Here is a 17886-nt window from a genome sequence, read left to right as displayed (position 1 = left end):
CGCATAATTGCGTCAGACTTTTCTGGCGCATTTACCTGATGATTGCAAAGCCCACGCCCCCACGCCGTCCCCGCTGGCGCAGCCTGGCCCTACTGGCGCTGATCTTGGCCCCATTACTATGGCCACTGCATCACTTGGCCGAACGCTATTACCAGGAAGAACTGGCCTCGCAGAACCGCCAGACCCTCGACCTGTATGTCGCCAACCTGCTCGGCACCCTGCACCGTTACGAGACCTTGCCGCAAATTCTCGGCGACTTGCCGGCGCTGCGTGGCGTGCTGGCCGACCCTTTCCGCCTGGAAGCGGTGACCAACGCCAACCGCCTGCTCAAGGACATCGTGCAGAAGACCGGTGCCGAGGTGATGTACCTGATGGACGTCAGCGGCAACACCTTGGCCGCCTCGAACTGGGACAAGCACGACAGCTTCGTTGGCCGAAACTTCGCCTTCCGCCCTTACTTCAACGAAGCCATGGCCGGCCACCTTGGCCGCTTCTTCGGCCAGGGCACCACCTCGGCCAAGCGCGGCTACTTCTTTGCCGCGGCCGTGCGCGACCGCGAGCGGATCGTCGGCGTGCTGGTGGTCAAAGTCGATCTCGACCACACCGAAACCCTGTGGGGCCGTACGCCCGAGCAGCTGTTGCTGACCGATCACAATGGCGTGGTCATCCTGACTTCGCGGCCCGACTGGCGCTTCCGTGCTACCCGCACGCTGACCGACGCCGAGCGCCAGGCCATCATCGCCATCCAGCCCTATCCGACCCAGGCCCCACAGCCGCTGGTTCTCAACCCGCAGGCCTGGATCACCCAGACCCGCGACATCAAGGAAACTGGTTGGCAAGTCAGCATCCTCGCCCCGCGCACGCTGGTTGATCGCTCGGTGCAGACGGTAATGGCCATCGGTGCCGGTACGCTGCTGGTACTGATGTTGCTGGCAGGCCTGGTGATGCAACGGCGGCGCCATTACATCGACCGCATCGACTTCGAAGCCCGTGGCCGCCAGGAACTGGAAAAGCGCGTGGCCGAACGTACCGCCGACCTTGAAGGCCTGAACACCCGCCTGAAAAATGCCGTGCTGGAGCGCGAAAACGCTCAGCAGGAGGCAGTGCGCGCACAGGACGAACTGGTGCAGGCCGGCAAGCTGTCGGTGCTCGGCACCATGTCGGCCAGTATCAGCCATGAGTTGAACCAGCCCCTGGCCGCCATCCGCAGCTACGCAGAAAACGCCGAGATCCTGCTCGACCACCAACGTACCGAAGACGCCCGCGGCAACCTCAAGCTGATCGGCGAGCTGACCGGGCGCATGGCCTCGATCATTGCCCACCTGCGTGCCTTTGCCCGTCGTGACCGTCATGCCCCGGAGAGCGTGGCCCTGCAGCCGGCCCTGGACGATGCTCTGGCGCTGCTGGCCAAGCGCCGCCGGGCGATGGCCGTAGAGCTGATCCGCGACCTGCCGGAAGCCACCTTGTGGGTACAGGCCGGCGAAACCCGCCTGCGCCAAGTGCTAGGCAACCTGCTGGCCAATGCCCTCGACGCCCTGACCGAAAAAGCCAACCCGCGCCGCCTGTGGCTAAGTGCCGAGCAGCGTGATGACTGCGTCTACCTGTACATCCGTGACAACGGCCCCGGCTTCAGCCGCCAGGCCCTGGAGCACGCCAAGGAGCCGTTCTTCACCACCAAGACCCGCACCCAGGGCCTGGGCCTGGGGCTGGCCATCTGTGAAAGCCTGATGCGCGCCCTGGGCGGTGAACTGCTGCTGGCCAACCACCCGGAAGGTGGCGCAATGCTGACCCTCCAGCTGCGTGTGGCCGCGTCTGGCGCTACTTTGCCCAATTCGGAGGACCCCTCGGCATGACCACCGAGACACTGATCGACAGCCGAGCCCAGGTCATCCTGGTGGACGATGACCCCCACCTGCGCCAAGCCTTGAGCCAGACCCTGGACCTGGCCGGGCTCAAGGTAGTCGCCCTGGCCGAAGCCCAAGGCCTGGCCGAGCGTATCGAGGCCGACTGGCCCGGCGTGGTGGTCAGCGACATCCGCATGCCGGGCATCGATGGCCTGCAGTTGCTGGAACAACTGCACGGCCGCGACAGCGAACTGCCGGTGCTGCTGATTACCGGCCATGGCGATGTGCCGCTGGCGGTGCAGGCGATGCGCGCCGGGGCTTATGACTTCCTGGAAAAACCCTTTGCCACAGACGCCCTGCTCGACAGCGTGCGCCGCGCCCTGGCTTTGCGCCGGCTGGTGCTGGACAACCGTAGCCTGCGTCTGGCACTGAGCGACCGCCAGCAGCTGGCAACCCGTCTGGTCGGCCATTCACCGGCCATGCTGCGCCTGCGCGAGCAGATCGGCGCCTTGGCCGGCACCCGCGCCGACGTGTTGATTCTGGGCGAAACCGGCGCTGGCAAAGAGGTGGTGGCCCGCGCGCTGCACGACCTGTCCAGCCGCAGCGAAGGGCCGTTCGTGGCGATCAACGCCGGCGCGCTGGCCGAATCGGTGGTCGAAAGCGAACTGTTCGGCCACGAGCCCGGTGCGTTCACCGGCGCGCAGAAACGCCGTATCGGCAAGTTCGAATTTGCCAACGGCGGCACGCTGTTCCTCGACGAAATCGAGAGCATGAGCCTGGATGTACAGGTGAAGTTGCTGCGCATGCTGCAGGAGCGAGTGGTCGAACGCCTGGGCGGCAACCAGTTGATCCCGCTGGACATCCGCATCATAGCCGCGACCAAGGAAGACCTGCGTCAGTCTGCCGACCAAGGGCGTTTCCGCGCAGACCTGTATTACCGCCTGAACGTGGCGCCGCTGCGTATTCCGCCACTGCGTGAACGCGGCGACGACATATTGGTGTTGTTCCAGCATTTCGCCGATGCTGCCAGCCAACGTCATGGCCTGTCGCCGCATGCGCTGCAACCCGCGCAACGCGCCCTGCTGCTGCGTCATGACTGGCCAGGCAACGTCCGCGAGCTACAGAACGCCGCCGAGCGTTTCGCCCTTGGCCTGGAGCTGGCACTGGATGGCCAGGCACCCTCGGCAGCAGCCCCGGCAGCGCCCATGCTCAGCGGCAACCTCAGCGAACAGGTCGAGCAATTCGAACGTTCGCTGATCGCCGCCGAACTGGCCCAGCCACACGGCTCCATGCGGAGCCTGGCCGAAGCACTGGGTATCCCCCGCAAAACCTTGCACGACAAGCTGCGCAAGCATGGCTTGAACTTCGACGGCGGCAGCGGCGGGCATGACGATCAAGAGGACAACCGTTAATGAGCACCGATAGCCAGTACCTGCAGTCCGTACTGCACAGCGACATCCCCCTGACCCGCGAAATGGGCCTGGAAGTGATCGATTGGCAGCAGCACACCCTGCGCCTGCAACTGCCGCTGGCGGCAAACGTCAACCACAAAAGCACCATGTTCGGCGGCAGCCTGTACTGCGCAGCAGTGCTGGTGGGTTGGGGCTGGCTGCACCTGCGCCTGCGTGAACTGGGGATCGATGACGGGCATATCGTCATCCAGGAAGGGCAGATCAGCTACCCGTTGCCAGTGACCGGCACGGCGGTGGCGCGTTGTGCAGCGCCCGACGAAAAGACCTGGGAGCGATTCCTGGCCATGTACCAGCGCCGTGGGCGGGCGCGGTTGACGTTGGAGACCACGGTGAGCAATGACGGCAGTGACGAGCCAGCGGTGAGGTTCAGCGGCCAGTACGTCTTGCACCGCTAGCCCAGCAGCCGCTGAAAGCAACCGCGCTGCACAAAACCCAAAGGCTGGCGCAAAACCTGTGGGAGCGGGCAGGCCCGCGAACACCGGCGAAGCCGGTGCCATTCACCGCGGTGCCTGCTTCGCGGGCTCGCCCGCTCCCACAGGGTAGGGTGATACTCCGTCAAATCAGGTTCAGGAAGGCCTGGCGCCATGCAGCATTGGCGGGCAATGCCAGGAAGTACGGGTTAAGCAACGACTCGCGCGGCGGATACCGGAATGGCAAGCCATCCAGCCCGATCACCTCGCCGCAGGCCCCTTCCACCACGCCCTGCGCCGCTGCAGTATCCCACTGCGAAGTCGGCGCCAGGCGCGGATAGCAGTCTGCGCTGCCCTCAGCCAGCAGGCAGAACTTCAACGAACTGCCGATATTGGCCAGCTCCAGCTCTCCCACCGCAGCCCCAAGGCCGGCCAACAGCGCTTCCTGCTCCGGGCTGGAATGCCGACGGCTGGCAACCACGGTAAAACGCTCGCCCTGCGCGGGTTCGTTGCGTACTTGGATCAGCTGGGCTGCCTCGCCGGCATCTGCACGCCAGGCCCCCATCCCGCGCCCACCGAAGTAGCAGCGTCCATTGGTCGGCATCGACACCACGCCAAACACCACGTCGCCGTTCTCGATCAGGGCGATGTTGACCGTGAACTCTTCGCTGCCGGCAATGAACTCCTTGGTGCCGTCCAACGGGTCGACCAGCCACCAGCGGCTCCAGCTTTGCCGCTCGGCCAGCGAAATATTGCAGTCCTCTTCGGACAGCACCGGAATCTGCGGCGCCAGCGCCAGCAGGCCATCGGCAATTACCCGGTGCGCCGCCAGGTCGGCGGCGGTAACCGGCGAATCGTCGGCCTTGTTGGTCACCGCAACATCGGCGCGCCAGAATGGCAGGATCGCCTCGCCTGCCGTCAGCGCCAGCTTGACCACTTCGTGCATCAGTTGCAGGTCGTTCATAGCTCCAGCAACCCCCGCTGAATCAGCAGGTCACGGGCCAGGTACAGCGCCGCCAGGGCGCGGCCCTCGGTGAACTGCGGATGCATGGCCAAGGCCGACAACTCACGCAGGTTGACCTTGTCGACCCGCATCGGCTCGGGCTCGTCGCCTTCCAGGCGCTCTTCGTACAGGTCGCTGGCCAGCACCACCTGAATCTTCTGACTCATGTAGCCCGGCGACAGCGACAGTTCCGTCAGGTGCTCCAGCTGGTGTGCGCCAAAACCGGCTTCTTCCTTGAGCTCCCGGTCGGCTGCCGCCAGCACGTCTTCGCCCGGCTCGATCAAGCCCTTGGGCAACGACAGCTCGTATTCATCGGTGCCACCGCAGTACTCCTCCACCAGCACGGCGTGCTCGGCATCGAGCATGGCCACGATCATCACCGCGCCGTAGCCATTACCCCGGCCCACCAGACGCTCATAGGTGCGCTCGGCGCCATTGCTGAAGCGCAGCTGTACGGCTTCGACGCGGAACAGGCGGCTACTGGCGACAATTTCGCGGCTGAGTACGGTGGGTTTCTGGCGCATGGGGCGGCTCCTTGGCGTGAACGGGTTACTATACCGTGGCTTGCCGACTGATCGAGAGTTTCCCATGCCTGTTCTTCCCTGGTCTGCCATCGATACCGTCCTGCTGGACATGGATGGCACCCTGCTCGACCTGCATTACGACAACCGCTTCTGGCTGGACCACCTGCCCCAGCGCTATGCCGAGCTGCACGGTGTAAGCCGGGCCATGGCCGAAATGGAGCTGCAACCGCTGTTCGAACGCAATGCCGGCACATTGAACTGGTACTGCCTGGACTTCTGGAGCCGCGAGCTACGCCTGCCCATTCGCGAGCTGAAGCGGGAAATTGCCGACCTGATTGCCCTGCGCCCGGATGCCGATACCTTCCTGGCGGCGATTCGCCAGGCCGGCAAGCGTGTCGTGATGATCACCAATGCCCACCGTGACTCGCTGTCGCTGAAGCTGGAACGGGTGGAGCTGGCGCCGTACTTCGAGCGACTGATCAGCTCGCACGACTATGGCTACCCGAAGGAAAGCCCGCAGTTCTGGGATGCCCTGCAGGCGGATATCGGCTTCGAACCGGAACGCAGCCTGTTCATCGATGACACGCTGGCGATTCTGCGCAGTGCACGGCGGTTTGGTGTGGGGCACTTGCTGGCGGTGCGCCAGCCGGATAGCCAGGCACAACCACGCGATACCGAAGAGTTTGCAGCGGTCGAGGATTACCGGGCGTTACTGGAAGGCCTGTAAGGCCCCATTCGCGGGCATGCCCGCTCCCACTCAGTGCTGGCGCTGTACCTGTGGGAGCGGGCGCGCCCGCGAAGAGGCCGGTACAGACTTCAGCGATCAGTCAGGAATACGCAGCACCTGCCCCGGATAGATCTTGTCCGGGTGCTTGAGCATCGGCTTGTTGGCCTCGAAAATCTTGTTGTACTGATTGGCATTGCCATACACGACCATGGCAATGGCTGAAAGTGTGTCGCCCGATTTAACTGTGACGAACCTTGCCGCCTGGACTACCGGCCCGGTCACGGTGATCTGGTCCTCGACACTGGCCACGCCGCTGATGTTGCCCGCCGCCAGGATGATCTTCTCCTTCTCTTCCTGGCTGGCCACTTCACCCTTGAGGATGATCTTGTCTCCTTCTACAGTGGCGGTGATGTTAGGGTTGCCCAGGCCAACAGCTTCCACGTGTTTCTTAAGCTGCTCCTCGGCATTGGCGTTGCCAGGGGTCAGCAGGTCGATCAACTTCTCGCCGGCTTCCTTCACGAAACTGAACAGGCTCATTGCGCTCTCCTTGTTGACGAAACCTTGGACACAGGAGTCTAGGTCAGCTTTACCACTTCCGCCCTGCGCTACCAATCGACGCGGTCTATCAAGGCATAGACCCTAGCGATTAGACGCCGCCGGCCCACGCGCCTAGGCTTGTGCTATCAGAAAGCCGCCGGTATTCAGCGCCCCGATGAACAGCAAGCCTCCGGTCTGCGCGGCCTCATCGCCCTTGTCCATGCCCGCCGCCAGCAACACCTACGATTACGTCCAGCTCAGCGACGCCAAACGCGACAGCACCCCGCTGGCCGAGGAAGTGGCCCTGGCCATTGTCTATAACGGCCTCAACCAGGCAGTGATGCTGGTCAGCCCTACCGATCTGGAAGACTTCGCCGTCGGTTTCAGCGTCGGCAGCGGCATTGTCGAAGGCACCGCAGAAATCTACGACCTCAAGCTCTCCGGCAGCGGCTCGGCACTGTACGCCGACCTGGAAATCTCCAGCCGGGCGTTCTGGAACCTGAAAAACCAGCGCCGCCAACTGGCCGGCACCAGTGGTTGCGGCCTGTGTGGGGTCGAGGCCCTGGAGCAGGCACTACCGGATCTGGCCGTGTTGCCGGGTGCGCCCCTGCCCCCGGCCCAGTGGCTGGTCGGCCTGCGCGAGCGCATCGACGCCTTCCAGCCACTGGGCCAGCATTGCGGTGCCGTGCATGCAGCATTGTTCATGGACCGCCAAGGCGAACTGCTGCTTGGCCGCGAAGACATCGGCCGGCACAACGCCCTCGACAAACTGATCGGCGCGCTGCTGCGACAACGCATCGACACCCAGGGTGGCCTGGCCATCGTCACCAGCCGCTGCAGCCTGGAGCTGATCCAGAAAGTACTGCGTGCCGGCATCCAGACCCTGGTCAGCCTGTCGGCGCCCACCGGCCTTGCCCTGCAATGGGCGCGCAAGCACAACCTCAACCTTATCCACTTGCCCAAGCACAGCGCACCGCGGGTCTACAGCCCAGCGGCGGAGTCGTAACAGTCGTGACCTCGTACCAACAACTTCCGGACAACACCCCAACCTCCCCCCCTCGCTACAAGCCCTACCACGGCCCCGCCGGCGGTTGGGGCGCACTGCGTAGCGTGGCCAAGGCCTGGGTCGGCAGCGATAATGCGCTGAAGAACATTCGCGCCCTGCTCAAGACCAACCAGAACGGCGGTTTCGACTGCCCCGGCTGCGCCTGGGGGGACTCGCCGGAAAGCGGCATGGTCAAGTTCTGCGAGAACGGCGCCAAGGCGGTGAACTGGGAAGCTACCAAGCGCCGTGTCGATGCGGCCTTCTTCGCCCGTTACAGCGTCACCTCGCTGCTGCAACAAAGCGACTACTGGCTGGAGTACCAAGGGCGTCTGACCGAACCGATGGTCTATGACGCTCCCAGCGACCGTTACCTGCCGATCAGCTGGGATGCCGCCTTCGCCCTGATCGCCCGCGAACTGAACAAGCTGACCAACCCTGACCAGGCCGAATTCTATACCTCGGGACGTGCCAGCAACGAAGCGGCGTACCTGTACCAACTGTTCGTGCGCGCCTACGGCACCAACAACTTCCCTGACTGCTCGAACATGTGCCATGAGGCCAGCGGCGTGGCATTGGGGCAAAGCGTCGGGGTCGGCAAAGGTACAGTCACCTTCGACGACTTCGAGCACGCCGACGCCATTTTTGTCTGGGGCCAGAACCCCGGCACCAATCACCCGCGCATGCTCGACCCACTGCGTGATGCGGTAAAGCGTGGCGCCCAGGTGGTGTGCATCAACCCGCTCAAGGAGCGTGGTCTGGAGCGCTTCCAGCACCCCCAGAACCCACTGGAAATGCTGACCAACAGTGACCGCCCGACCAACACCGCCTTCTTCCGCCCGGCCCTGGGTGGCGACATGGCGATGCTGCGCGGCATGGCCAAGTTCGTCCTGCAATGGGAACGCGAAGCCCAGGCCAACGGCGAACCGGCCGTGTTCGACCACGCCTTCATCGCCGAACATGGCCATGGCGTCGATGAGTACCTGGCTGTGGTGGACGCCACGCCGTGGTCGCACATCCAGGCACAGTCCGGCCTGACCTTGGCCGATATCGAACTGGCCGCGCGCATGTACTGCCGGGGCAAGCGGGTGATCATGTGCTGGGCGATGGGCATCACCCAACACCGTCATTCGGTGCCGACCATTCAGGAAATCGTCAACCTGCAGATGCTGCGAGGCAACATCGGCGCGCCCGGGGCCGGCCTGTGCCCGGTGCGTGGCCACAGCAACGTGCAGGGTGACCGCACCATGGGCATCAACGAGCGCCCGCCAGAGGCGCTGCTGGATGCCATCGAAAAGCGCTTTGGCTTCCCTGTGCCACGGCGCAATGGCCATAACACCGTCGAAGCCATTCACGCGATGCTCGATGGCCGGGCCAAGGTTTTCATCGGCTTGGGCGGCAACTTCGCCCAAGCCACACCCGACACCGAGCGTACCGCCCAGGCGCTGCGCAACTGCGAGCTGACCGTGCACATCAGCACCAAGCTCAACCGTAGCCACCTGGTCCATGGCAAGCAGGCACTGGTCCTGCCGTGCCTGGGCCGCACCGACATCGACCTGCAGGCCGAAGGACCGCAGGCAGTCACGGTTGAAGACTCGTTCAGCATGGTCCACGCCTCCAACGGCCAGCTCAAGCCGCTATCGACGCAAATGCGCTCAGAGCCTGCGGTGATCGCCGGCATCGCCGCCGCCACGCTGGGCAAGCAACCGGTGGACTGGCACTGGCTGGTGGCCGACTACGACCGCATCCGCGACCTGATCGGCGACACCATTGCCGGTTTCAGCGGCTTCAACCAGCGCCTGCGTAATCCGGGTGGCTTCCATCTGGGCAACAGCGCGGCCAGCCGCGAATGGGCGACCAGCACCGGCCGCGCCAACTTCAAGGCCAACCTGCTGCCCGACACGCTGCTTGACGAACGCGTACGCGCCAGCGGCCAGTTGCCAGACTTAATCATGCAATCGATGCGCTCGCACGATCAGTACAACACCACTATCTACGGCCTGGACGACCGCTACCGCGGTGTGCGCGGCCAGCGCGAGGTGCTGTTCGCCAACGAAGCCGACATCATCCGCCTGGGCTTCCAGCCGGGGCAGAAGGTCGACATCGTTTCGTTGTGGGGGGATGAGCATGAGCGCCGGGTGCAAGGCTTTACCCTGCTGGCCTTCGACATACCTGCCGGGCAGGCGGCGGCGTATTACCCGGAGGTGAACCCGCTGGTGCCGCTGGAGAGCATTGGCGTTGGTAGCCATACGCCGACATCGAAGTTCATTGCCATCAAGCTGGAGCGTGCGAGCGAGGACAGGCGTATCCTGTAAAAACGACAAAAGCCCTGTTCCGTGGCGGCTCAGGGCTTTGTCATAAAGGTCTCAGACAGCCTAAAAACGATAAAGTTTCATAGTAAATACAGCAAGTTAGAGAATTGTGTACAACTCGTGTTACTCGTCGGATTTCCGTTGCCAGCCACGCCTCTTAGCCTCAAATTCGCCCTCGTCATCCCTATGAGGCTCTCTTGATGAAGAAGTACTCCTCGATTCTGTTGTTGTCTTTCAGCTTGCTCAGCGGCGTTGCCATGGCAGGCGGCACCACCGAGGCCGGCATTGGCGGCGCACTGGGTGGGGTACTGGGCTCTGTCGTGGGCAACTCCATCGGTGGCAGCACCGGCGGCGCCATTGGTGCCGGTCTGGGCGGTGCGGCAGGTGGCGCTCTGGGCGCAGACAAACGCCAGCGTGGTGAAGCCGCTATCGGCGGCGCGCTGGGCGCCGCAGGTGGTAACGTGGTCGGTCGCTCCGTGGGCGGCACCACGGGTAGCTACATTGGCGCGGCAGCCGGCGGTGGTGCCGGTGGTGCGCTGGGTAACTACCTGGGCAAAGAGGCCGACAAAGACGATTACCGCGATGGCCGCCGCTATCGTCGCGGTTACGACGACGACCGTCGTCACTGGGACCGTGGCCGCCACTACGGCCACCGCAAGCACAAGCGCCACTGGCGCGACTAACGCCTGAGGGCCCTGCCCCCGGCAACAAAAGCCCCGCCCCTGCCAGCGGGGCTTTTTTATGGTTCTTCACGGAATCCCGGGAAAGACAGAAACAAGAACGCCGGTTTGATGGATGATGTTCGTGCGAGCAAACACATCAACAAACCGGCGTTCTTGTGCACGATATTAATACGTTTCTGCCCTTTTGGGAGGGCTTTTCTGTCATTGCCATCAGGCCTGACGGCGACGATCTGCTGATCGACCTGATTCCGCAGCCCACTAGGTTCCCCACCTGCAGCGGCTGCCATCAGCCCAGCACCGCCATCCACGAATACTGCCAGCGTTCGATCCGTGATCTCCCCATTCTTGGCCATGCGGTACGGTTGAATGTGGAACTGCGGCGCGTTGGGTGTCGCGCATGCGGCAAGCGGATGGAGTCAGTCAGCTGGCTTGATCGCTATTCGCGTATGACCCAGCGCTTGGCCGAGGCCGTGATCCAGGCTTGCCAGCGGCTGCCTACCCTGCACGTCGCTGAGCTGTTTGACTTGCATTGGGACAGTGTGCGCTTGCTGGAGCGACGAGCTCTACAAGCCGCTCTAGAGAAGCTACCAAAGGCCCAGCCCAGGCGCCTGGTGATGGACGAGTTCGCCCTGTTCAAAGGCCATCGCTACGCCAGCGTGGTGCTGGACGCCGATACCCGCCGGGTTCTGTGGATTGGCGAAGGACGTAGCAGAGCGGCTGTCAGGCCCTTCTTTGAGGAGTTGGGGCCAGAAGGCTGTGCGCGGATCGAAGCAGTGGCGATGGACATGAACACCGCATTTGACCTGGAGGTACGCCAACACTGCCCTCAGGCACGCGTGGTCTACGACCTGTTTCATGTAGTCGCCAAGTATGGGCGCGAGGTGATTGACCGGGTACGGGTCGACGAAGCCAACCGTCTGCGCCATGACAAACCCGCGCGCAGGGTGATCAAGCAAGCACGCTGGCTACTGCTGCGTAATCCGGAAAATCTCAAGCGAAAAGATCAACAGGTGCACCTGAGGGATCTGCTGTCGGCTAACCAATCGCTGATGACGGTTTATCTGATGAAAGCAGAGTTAAAAGCGCTGTGGTCGCCCACCACCGCCTGGGGTTGGCGATCAGCCTGGAAGCAGTGGCTGCGTCTGGCTGATGAAAGCGCGATACCGGCACTGAAGCAGTTTGCTAAACGCCTGAAGGGATACTGGCGCGGCATCTTGAGCAGGGTGCGATGGCCGATGCATACGGGCCAGCTGGAAGGCATCAACAACCGGATCAAGGTGATCAAGCGGATGGCTTACGGTTACCGGGACAGCGAATTCTTTTTCATGAAGATCAAGAATGACTTTCCCGGCAATCCGTGAAGAACCTTTTTTATGCCTGCCGCTCCAGCACGAGGCCGGACAGAATCACCTGCAGCGCCTCTGGCAACGCCACAGGCCGGCCACTGTCGCGCTCGATGAACACCTGCACTACCGTGCCTGCTGCGCACGCCTCCGGTTCGCCCGGGCGATACAGCGCCAGCCGGTACTCTACCGTGCTGCCCGCCAGTCGCGTCACTCCCAACCCCACCTCCAACAAATCCGGGAAGCCCGGTAGCGCGTAGAAATCCGCAGCCGAACTGACCACGAAGGCGGCCAGTTCACCGTGCCGCAGGTCCAGTTCGGCCTGCTCGACGAGAAACGCCTGGATCGCGGTTTCAAAAAAACCGTGCACCGTTGCACCGGCGATGTGGCCGTTCAGGTCGTTGTCCTGGGGGCGGGTAAGGATCGGGTGGAAGTGGGAGAAGGCAGTGCGCTGAGGGGCTTCGGTCATCTGGCTGGCTCTTGTCTTCGCAATGGATGCTGACAGTGAAACAGAAAAACCAGAATTTCGCTGCCTATGCGGGCCCCTTCGCGGGCAAGCCCGCTCCTGCAACGGCCTGCGCCCACCACCGATGGTGTGTAGGCGCGGGTTTACCCGCGAATACGATGGCGGCTGCGACGGTGAAGCACGGGTGGAAATTGGTCAGCAGGTCCGGCCCTTTCGCGGGTAAACCCGCTCCTACAACAGCCTGCGCCCACCACCGAGTGTAGGAGCGGGTTTACCCGCGAATACGATGGCGGCTGCGACGGTGAACCACGGGTGGAAATTGGCCAGCAGGTCCGGCCCTTTCGCGGGTAAACCCGCTCCTACACGACGGCCTGCGCCTACCACCGATCAGTGTGTAGGAGCGGGTTTACCCGCGAATACGATGGCGGCTGCGACGGTGAACCACGGGTGGAAATTGGTCAGCAGGTCCGGCCCTTTCGCGGGAAAGCCCGAACCCACAAAAAAGCCGCCCCTGGGGGTAATGCCAGTCAGTTAAGACTGACGCATTGACCTTTAGCCCATAGGCCGCAAAATCCGATGCTTGGAAACGAGCATCGGATTTTTTATGCGCCTGTCAAAAGCCCTGTCCCTCACTCATGAAATGGCATCGCGGCCACATGCCCTCGAAGGGCTTGGAGCCTTGCTTGATCCAGACATTGTGAAACAGGCCTTCGAAACGGCAGGTGTCTCGACTATACGTAAGCGCCGGTTGCCGTTGGAAAGCCTGGTCTGGTGCATCATCGGCATGGCGTTGTTCCGCCGGATGTCGGCTTGGGATGTCGTGAATCACATGGACATCATGCTGCCGGGCAAGCGACCGCTGGTGGCGCCCAGCGCTGTTGTTCAGGGACGGCAACGGCTGGGTAGCGAAGCGGTTCGCGAGGTGTTTTCGCTCACCCAGCAGCGATGGCATGCAGAAGTCCAACACCCTCAATGGTTGGGGTTAACACTTTTGGGTGTGGATGGCGTCGTCTGGAATACCCCCGACACCGCAGAAAATCGGGCGTGCTACGGCGGCGCGACCAATCAGCATGGCGATGGCAGTTACCCTCAAGTCCGAATGGTCTGCCAGATGGAACTGACTAGCCATCTGCTGATAAGCAGTACTTTCGAGAGCTATCACAGTAGCGAAATGAAGCTGGCCGAACAGTTGATCGCTACCACGCCTGATCACTCGCTGACCCTGTTCGATAAAGGTTTCTACTCGTTGGGTTTGCTGCATCACTGGCAATCACAAGGCGAGCAGCGTCATTGGCTTATTCCTTTGAAGAAGGGTAGCCAGTACGAAGTCGAGCACAAGCTTGGGCGCAACGATGCCGTAGTCATTCTGCGCACCTCGCCACAAGCCCGTAAGCAATGGCCCGGCCTGCCGCTGGAGACTCGAGCACGGCTGTTAAGCAAGACGATTAAAGGCAAGGTGGTGAGCGTACTGACCTCAATGGTCGATCCGCTGCGTTTCCCGGGTGATGAGATCGTCGACCTTTACAGTCAGCGTTGGGAAATCGAACTGGGATATCGAGAGATCAAGCAAGGGCTTTTAGGTGGTGAATATACGCTGAGAAGCAAGACGCCGGAGATGATTGCGCAAGAGCTATGGGGCGTACTGCTGGGCTACAACCTGTTGCGTTATCAGATGGTGCAAATGTCTCGACAGTGCCCTGGTGTGTACCCATGCGAGATGAGTTTTACTGCCTGTAGCTGGGCAATACTGGGCTTGCTGCATGGCACATCCTTGAACCACCCCGGAAATTTGCCGGGATTTTTGTCGGATCTGCAGGCTTCGGCGGCACAATATGTCTTGCCACATCGACGGCCTGACCGATGGTTTCCGCGAACGGTGAAGCAACGTCCAGCGAAGTACCCCACCCGAAAATGAAAAATGCCAGTCAGCTTAACTGACTGGCATTAGCCCCTGGGGGCGGCTTTCTCGTTGCGGCTGAGCTCGGCTTACAGCTGCGGGCCAGCGGCCTTGATGGCGTCGGAAACTTCGAACTTCTTGAAGTTTTCGATGAACAGCTTGGCCAGACCTTTGGCAGCCTCGTCGTAGGCCGCTTTGTCAGCCCAGTTGGTGCGCGGGTTGAGCAGTTCGGTTTCAACGCCCGGAACGGCCTTCGGCACGTCCAGGTTGATGATGTCCAGGTGCTCGGTTTCGGCACCGACCAGTGCGCCGCTCTGGATTGCAGCGATCACGGCACGGGTGGTGGGGATGCTGAAGCGCTTGCCAACGCCGTAGCCACCACCGGTCCAGCCGGTGTTGACCAGGTAGACCTTGGAGTTGAAGCCGTTGATACGCTTGATCAGCAGCTCGGCGTACTCGCCAGCCGGACGCGGGAAGAACGGTGCGCCGAAGCAGGTGGAGAAGGTCGACTTGATGCCGCCGCCCGAACCCATTTCAGTGGAACCGACCAGCGCGGTGTAACCGGACAGGAAGTGGTAGGCCGCCTGCTCGTTGTTCAGGATCGAAACCGGAGGCAGAACACCTGTCAGGTCGCAGGTGAGGAAGATCACTGCGTTAGGCTCGCCGCCCAGGTTCGCTTCCGAACGCTTGGCAACGTGCTCCAACGGATAGGCCGCACGGCTGTTCTGAGTCAGGCTGACATCGGTGTAGTCGGCGTGCTTGTTGGCGTCGAGAACGACGTTTTCCAGTACTGCGCCGTGCTTGATGGCTTTCCAGATGACCGGCTCGTTCTTCTCGGACAGGTCGATGCACTTGGCGTAGCAGCCGCCTTCCATGTTGAAGACAACGCCTTCGCCCCAACCGTGCTCGTCGTCACCGATCAGGTAACGGCTTTCGTCAGCCGAAAGGGTAGTCTTGCCAGTGCCGGACAGGCCGAAGAACAAGGTCACATCGCCTTCTTCGCCGATGTTGGCCGCGCAGTGCATAGGCAGTACGTCGGCAGCCGGCAGCAGGAAGTTCTGCACCGAGAACATGGCTTTCTTCATTTCGCCGGCGTAGCGCATGCCAGCGATCAGCACTTTCTTCTGGGCGAAGTTGATGATCACGCAACCGTCGGAGTTGGTGCCGTCACGCTCAGGCTCGCACACGAAGTTGGCGACGTTGAGGATCTGCCACTGGTCGCGGCCAGCCGGGTTGAACTGCTCCGGGTTGATGAACAGGCAACGACCGAACAGGTTCTGCCAGGCAGTCTGGGTGGTCATCTTCACCGGCAGGTAGTGCTCGGCTGCGGCCCCTACGTGAACATAGGAAACGAAGTGATCCTGGGCGTTGTTGAACGCCTCGACGCGAGCCCACAGGGCATCGAACTTGTCGGCCGGGAACTTGCGGTTGATCGGGCCCCAGGAAATGGCGTCCTGGGTGGAAGGTTCTTCGACGATGAAACGGTCAGCCGGCGAACGGCCGGTACGGTGACCAGTCTCCACGACCAGTGCGCCAGTATCGGCTAGTACGCCTTCACCGCGTTGCAGCGCTTCTTTTACCAGCTCATCGACGCTCAGGTCGGTGTACACGGTGTTGTTGGCTTGCGTCATGAGATACCCCATCCGGCCCGAGGCCGAGTGCTCCAAACGTTTTGTAGTTGTCTTGAAAAAACTACTACAGCGAAAAAAGTGGCCGGATTATGCCAGAAACGCCCAAAAAAAGTAGGCCCCTCCTGTCAGAACTGCGCTTTTGCGCAATTCGACAGGAGATTATCCTGTGATTTAACGTTTCAGTGACGAGTTTCTGAGGCCACGTCAGTACCGCCACCCGCAAACAATTGCGCCACATCGCTGGCATCGAAGAAGTAGCGCTCGTTGCAGAACTGGCAATCGATCTCTACCGTCCCGCCACATTCGTCCACCAGCGCCTTGGCGTCGTGCTCGCCCAGACTGACCAGCGCATTGCCGGAGCGTTCCCGCGAACAGCTGCAATTGAAGCGCAGTGGCTGGATATCGAACAGGCGCACGGCGTCTTCGTGATACAGGCGGTGCAGCAGGGTTTCGTTGCCCTCTGTCCACTCTTCAGGCTTGAGCGTCTTGGCCAGGGCGACCACATGCTGCCAGCTGTCTTCGCGCTCTTCATCATCCGGCTGGCGATCACGCGGCAGTTGCTGCAGCAATAGCCCACGGGCCTTGCCGCCTTCGGCATTGAGCCAGAAACGGGTATTGAGCTGCTGCGACTGGACGAAGTAGTTGGTGAAACATTCAGACAGGTTGACGCCATCGAGGTCGACGGTCCCCTGGTAGCGCTGGCCCTTGACCGGGTCGATGGTCAGGGTCAGGTGGCCGTCGGGCATCAGCTGCGACAGGGTGGCACCAGCCGGAATCTGGTCCGCTTCGTAGCGGGCCATGCCACGAATCTCGCGCTCACTGGAACATTCCACCATCAGCAGCGGAATCGGCCCGGCCGAACGCGCCTGCAGAATCAGCAGGCCATCGAACTTCATCGCACCCACCAGCAAGGCGGTGGCGGCCATCAACTCGCCGAGCAGCACCTTGACCGGCTGGGGGTACTCATGACGCGCCAACACCGCGGCGTAGCTGTCATCGAGAGACACCCACTCGCCGCGCACATCGCGCTCGTCGAAGATGAAACGTTGGGTGAAATCGGTATCAGGCAAATCGCTCATAGGTTTCGGCTATCTAAAAAATGATGACAAAATGGTTACAAGGGTTGTCGAAAACCGGCGAGAACCCGTGACAGAGCGCTCACAAGGCGCTCCGATTCCTGTTTGCAATAGAGGTATTTTATGGACAATCGACCACTGTTCCAAGCAAGGTGGTCCTGGGGGCCATTGGCAGCCTGTACGCTGCTTCCCATCGCTCTACTGTGTTTCTGGTTATGGCCTTTTGGCCAGATCCTGTGCCTGACTTTCGACGAGTGGCTGTTCCGCAGCCTGAACGCGCCGCTGGCCGATAGCACCACCTGGCGCTACATCTGGACCATCGGCAGCCTACGCCCGTTCGACATCGTCGTCGGCCTGATCCTGCTGGCAGTGCTCATTCGTGGTGACTGGGTGTTCAAGGCTGCTCAGGTTCGCCAGGCATTTTTCGGCTTTCTGGTCACGCTACTCCTCTTAGTGGTGATTCGCGCGCTGTTTTCCAAGTGGGTGGATGCAGCCGGGTGGCAACACAAGAGTCCATCGATGATCTTCGACGACGTCGTGCACCTGAGTGACTATTACCCGAACCTGGAGGCTGCCTGGGAACTCAAGGACCGCTCCAGCAAGAGTTTTCCGGGTGATCACGCCTCGGTGCTGTTGATCTGGGCGCTGTTCATGAGCGTGTTCAGCCGCGGCCTTGCGCAATACCTGGTGGTCTGGGGGCTCGCAGCGCTGTTCATGCTGCCGCGCCTGGTGGCCGGAGCCCACTGGGGGCAGGACGACTACATCGGCGGCTTGCTGATGGCCGTACTGGCGCTGGGCTGGAGCTACTACACGCCGCTGGCGGCCAAAGGCAGCGAGGCGTTGATGCGCTGGACAGCGCCGTTGTTCAAGCTGCTGTCCACGTTACCGTTGGTCGGACGAATGGCGGTGTTGCGCTAGA

General features: G+C 62.0%; 16 protein-coding genes. 10 read left to right on the top strand and 6 right to left on the bottom strand.

From position 1 onward, the window contains the following. The first annotated feature begins 38 nt into the window (after window positions 1–38). Genes PRJ_RS01175 through PRJ_RS01165 form a run of 3 tightly spaced genes read left to right on the top strand, consistent with a single transcriptional unit; the run spans window position 39 to window position 3711 of the window. The gene (locus tag PRJ_RS01175; protein ID WP_010951634.1) at window positions 39–1853 is read left to right on the top strand and encodes an ATP-binding protein; all 1815 of its coding nucleotides are present in this window, start codon (window positions 39–41) and stop codon (window positions 1851–1853) included. Beyond that, complete coding sequence (locus PRJ_RS01170; protein ID WP_010951633.1) at window positions 1850–3256, top strand: sigma-54 dependent transcriptional regulator; 1407 nt, start codon at window positions 1850–1852, stop codon at window positions 3254–3256. The genes PRJ_RS01175 and PRJ_RS01170 overlap by 4 nt, the downstream gene beginning before the upstream one ends. After that, window positions 3256–3711: a YiiD C-terminal domain-containing protein gene (locus PRJ_RS01165; protein ID WP_104960606.1), complete on the top strand. Its 456-nt coding sequence runs from the start codon at window positions 3256–3258 to the stop codon at window positions 3709–3711. Before PRJ_RS01170 ends, PRJ_RS01165 begins: the two co-directional genes overlap by 1 nt. Before the next feature lie 160 nt (window positions 3712–3871). Here PRJ_RS01165 and cysQ read toward each other — a convergent pair whose 3' ends face one another. Together cysQ and nudE are read right to left on the bottom strand one after the other, a co-directional pair. Further along, entirely contained in the window at window positions 3872–4690 is an 819-nt protein-coding gene (gene cysQ, locus PRJ_RS01160) for a 3'(2'),5'-bisphosphate nucleotidase CysQ (RefSeq protein WP_104960605.1), read from the bottom strand. After that, the gene (nudE, locus tag PRJ_RS01155) at window positions 4687–5253 is read right to left on the bottom strand and encodes an ADP compounds hydrolase NudE (protein ID WP_104960604.1); all 567 of its coding nucleotides are present in this window, start codon (window positions 5251–5253) and stop codon (window positions 4687–4689) included. Before nudE ends, cysQ begins: the two co-directional genes overlap by 4 nt. 64 nt (window positions 5254–5317) lie before the next feature. Between nudE and yrfG the strand changes: the two genes are divergently transcribed. Further along, a complete protein-coding gene (gene yrfG, locus PRJ_RS01150) occupies window positions 5318–5980 on the top strand; it encodes a GMP/IMP nucleotidase (RefSeq protein WP_021782608.1) in 663 nt (220 codons plus the stop codon). 96 nt (window positions 5981–6076) lie between these two features. On the opposite strand, the gene lysM is transcribed toward yrfG, so the two are convergent. Next, the gene (gene lysM / locus PRJ_RS01145) at window positions 6077–6517 is read right to left on the bottom strand and encodes a peptidoglycan-binding protein LysM (protein ID WP_010951629.1); all 441 of its coding nucleotides are present in this window, start codon (window positions 6515–6517) and stop codon (window positions 6077–6079) included. A 175-nt stretch (window positions 6518–6692) separates the two neighbouring features. On the opposite strand from lysM, the gene fdhD reads away from it, so the two are divergent. The 4 genes from fdhD (at window position 6693) to PRJ_RS01125 (ending at window position 11915) form a co-directional block, all read left to right on the top strand. Next, complete coding sequence (gene fdhD / locus PRJ_RS01140) at window positions 6693–7523, top strand: formate dehydrogenase accessory sulfurtransferase FdhD (protein ID WP_010951628.1); 831 nt, start codon at window positions 6693–6695, stop codon at window positions 7521–7523. A gap of 5 nt (window positions 7524–7528) precedes the next feature. Continuing rightward, the gene (locus PRJ_RS01135) at window positions 7529–9874 is read left to right on the top strand and encodes an FdhF/YdeP family oxidoreductase (RefSeq protein ID WP_104960603.1); all 2346 of its coding nucleotides are present in this window, start codon (window positions 7529–7531) and stop codon (window positions 9872–9874) included. A gap of 197 nt (window positions 9875–10071) precedes the next feature. Next, a complete protein-coding gene (locus tag PRJ_RS01130; RefSeq protein ID WP_104960602.1) occupies window positions 10072–10554 on the top strand; it encodes a glycine zipper domain-containing protein in 483 nt (160 codons plus the stop codon). Window positions 10555–10709: 155 nt separating this feature from the next. Then, window positions 10710–11915: an ISL3 family transposase gene (locus PRJ_RS01125; RefSeq protein ID WP_104960601.1), complete on the top strand. Its 1206-nt coding sequence runs from the start codon at window positions 10710–10712 to the stop codon at window positions 11913–11915. Between the two features lie 10 nt (window positions 11916–11925). On the opposite strand, the gene PRJ_RS01120 is transcribed toward PRJ_RS01125, so the two are convergent. Continuing rightward, window positions 11926–12366: a thioesterase family protein gene (locus PRJ_RS01120; RefSeq protein ID WP_003255804.1), complete on the bottom strand. Its 441-nt coding sequence runs from the start codon at window positions 12364–12366 to the stop codon at window positions 11926–11928. 601 nt (window positions 12367–12967) lie between these two features. Between PRJ_RS01120 and PRJ_RS01110 the strand changes: the two genes are divergently transcribed. Beyond that, complete coding sequence (locus tag PRJ_RS01110) at window positions 12968–14278, top strand: IS4 family transposase (RefSeq protein ID WP_104960600.1); 1311 nt, start codon at window positions 12968–12970, stop codon at window positions 14276–14278. A gap of 71 nt (window positions 14279–14349) precedes the next feature. On the opposite strand, the gene PRJ_RS01105 is transcribed toward PRJ_RS01110, so the two are convergent. Further along, a complete protein-coding gene (locus tag PRJ_RS01105) occupies window positions 14350–15891 on the bottom strand; it encodes a phosphoenolpyruvate carboxykinase (RefSeq protein ID WP_003255806.1) in 1542 nt (513 codons plus the stop codon). A 179-nt stretch (window positions 15892–16070) separates the two neighbouring features. Next, the gene (hslO, locus tag PRJ_RS01095) at window positions 16071–16970 is read right to left on the bottom strand and encodes an Hsp33 family molecular chaperone HslO (protein WP_104960599.1); all 900 of its coding nucleotides are present in this window, start codon (window positions 16968–16970) and stop codon (window positions 16071–16073) included. 120 nt (window positions 16971–17090) lie between these two features. On the opposite strand from hslO, the gene PRJ_RS01090 reads away from it, so the two are divergent. Next, window positions 17091–17885, top strand: coding sequence for a phosphatase PAP2 family protein (locus PRJ_RS01090; protein ID WP_104886822.1), 795 nt, complete (start codon window positions 17091–17093; stop codon window positions 17883–17885). Window position 17886: the final 1 nt, after the last annotated feature.

This window comes from Pseudomonas sp. XWY-1 (assembly GCF_002953115.1).
Classification (GTDB): domain Bacteria; phylum Pseudomonadota; class Gammaproteobacteria; order Pseudomonadales; family Pseudomonadaceae; genus Aquipseudomonas; species Aquipseudomonas alloputida.
The sequence above is the reverse complement of the archived record's forward strand: the minus strand, read 5'-3'. Positions and strand labels throughout refer to the sequence as shown.

Bases quoted from the DNA above. Each gene is read 5' to 3' on its own strand.
- PRJ_RS01175 (WP_010951634.1), top strand. From the start codon at position 39: ATGATTGCAAAGCCCACGCCCCCACGCCGTCCCCGCTGGCGCAGCCTG.
- PRJ_RS01170 (WP_010951633.1), top strand. From the start codon at position 1,850: ATGACCACCGAGACACTGATCGACAGCCGAGCCCAGGTCATCCTGGTG.
- PRJ_RS01165 (WP_104960606.1), top strand. From the start codon at position 3,256: ATGAGCACCGATAGCCAGTACCTGCAGTCCGTACTGCACAGCGACATC.
- cysQ (WP_104960605.1), bottom strand. From the start codon at position 4,690: ATGAACGACCTGCAACTGATGCACGAAGTGGTCAAGCTGGCGCTGACG.
- nudE (WP_104960604.1), bottom strand. From the start codon at position 5,253: ATGCGCCAGAAACCCACCGTACTCAGCCGCGAAATTGTCGCCAGTAGC.
- yrfG (WP_021782608.1), top strand. From the start codon at position 5,318: ATGCCTGTTCTTCCCTGGTCTGCCATCGATACCGTCCTGCTGGACATG.
- lysM (WP_010951629.1), bottom strand. From the start codon at position 6,517: ATGAGCCTGTTCAGTTTCGTGAAGGAAGCCGGCGAGAAGTTGATCGAC.
- fdhD (WP_010951628.1), top strand. From the start codon at position 6,693: ATGAACAGCAAGCCTCCGGTCTGCGCGGCCTCATCGCCCTTGTCCATG.
- PRJ_RS01130 (WP_104960602.1), top strand. From the start codon at position 10,072: ATGAAGAAGTACTCCTCGATTCTGTTGTTGTCTTTCAGCTTGCTCAGC.
- PRJ_RS01120 (WP_003255804.1), bottom strand. From the start codon at position 12,366: ATGACCGAAGCCCCTCAGCGCACTGCCTTCTCCCACTTCCACCCGATC.
- PRJ_RS01110 (WP_104960600.1), top strand. From the start codon at position 12,968: ATGCGCCTGTCAAAAGCCCTGTCCCTCACTCATGAAATGGCATCGCGG.
- PRJ_RS01105 (WP_003255806.1), bottom strand. From the start codon at position 15,891: ATGACGCAAGCCAACAACACCGTGTACACCGACCTGAGCGTCGATGAG.
- hslO (WP_104960599.1), bottom strand. From the start codon at position 16,970: ATGAGCGATTTGCCTGATACCGATTTCACCCAACGTTTCATCTTCGAC.
- PRJ_RS01090 (WP_104886822.1), top strand. From the start codon at position 17,091: ATGGACAATCGACCACTGTTCCAAGCAAGGTGGTCCTGGGGGCCATTG.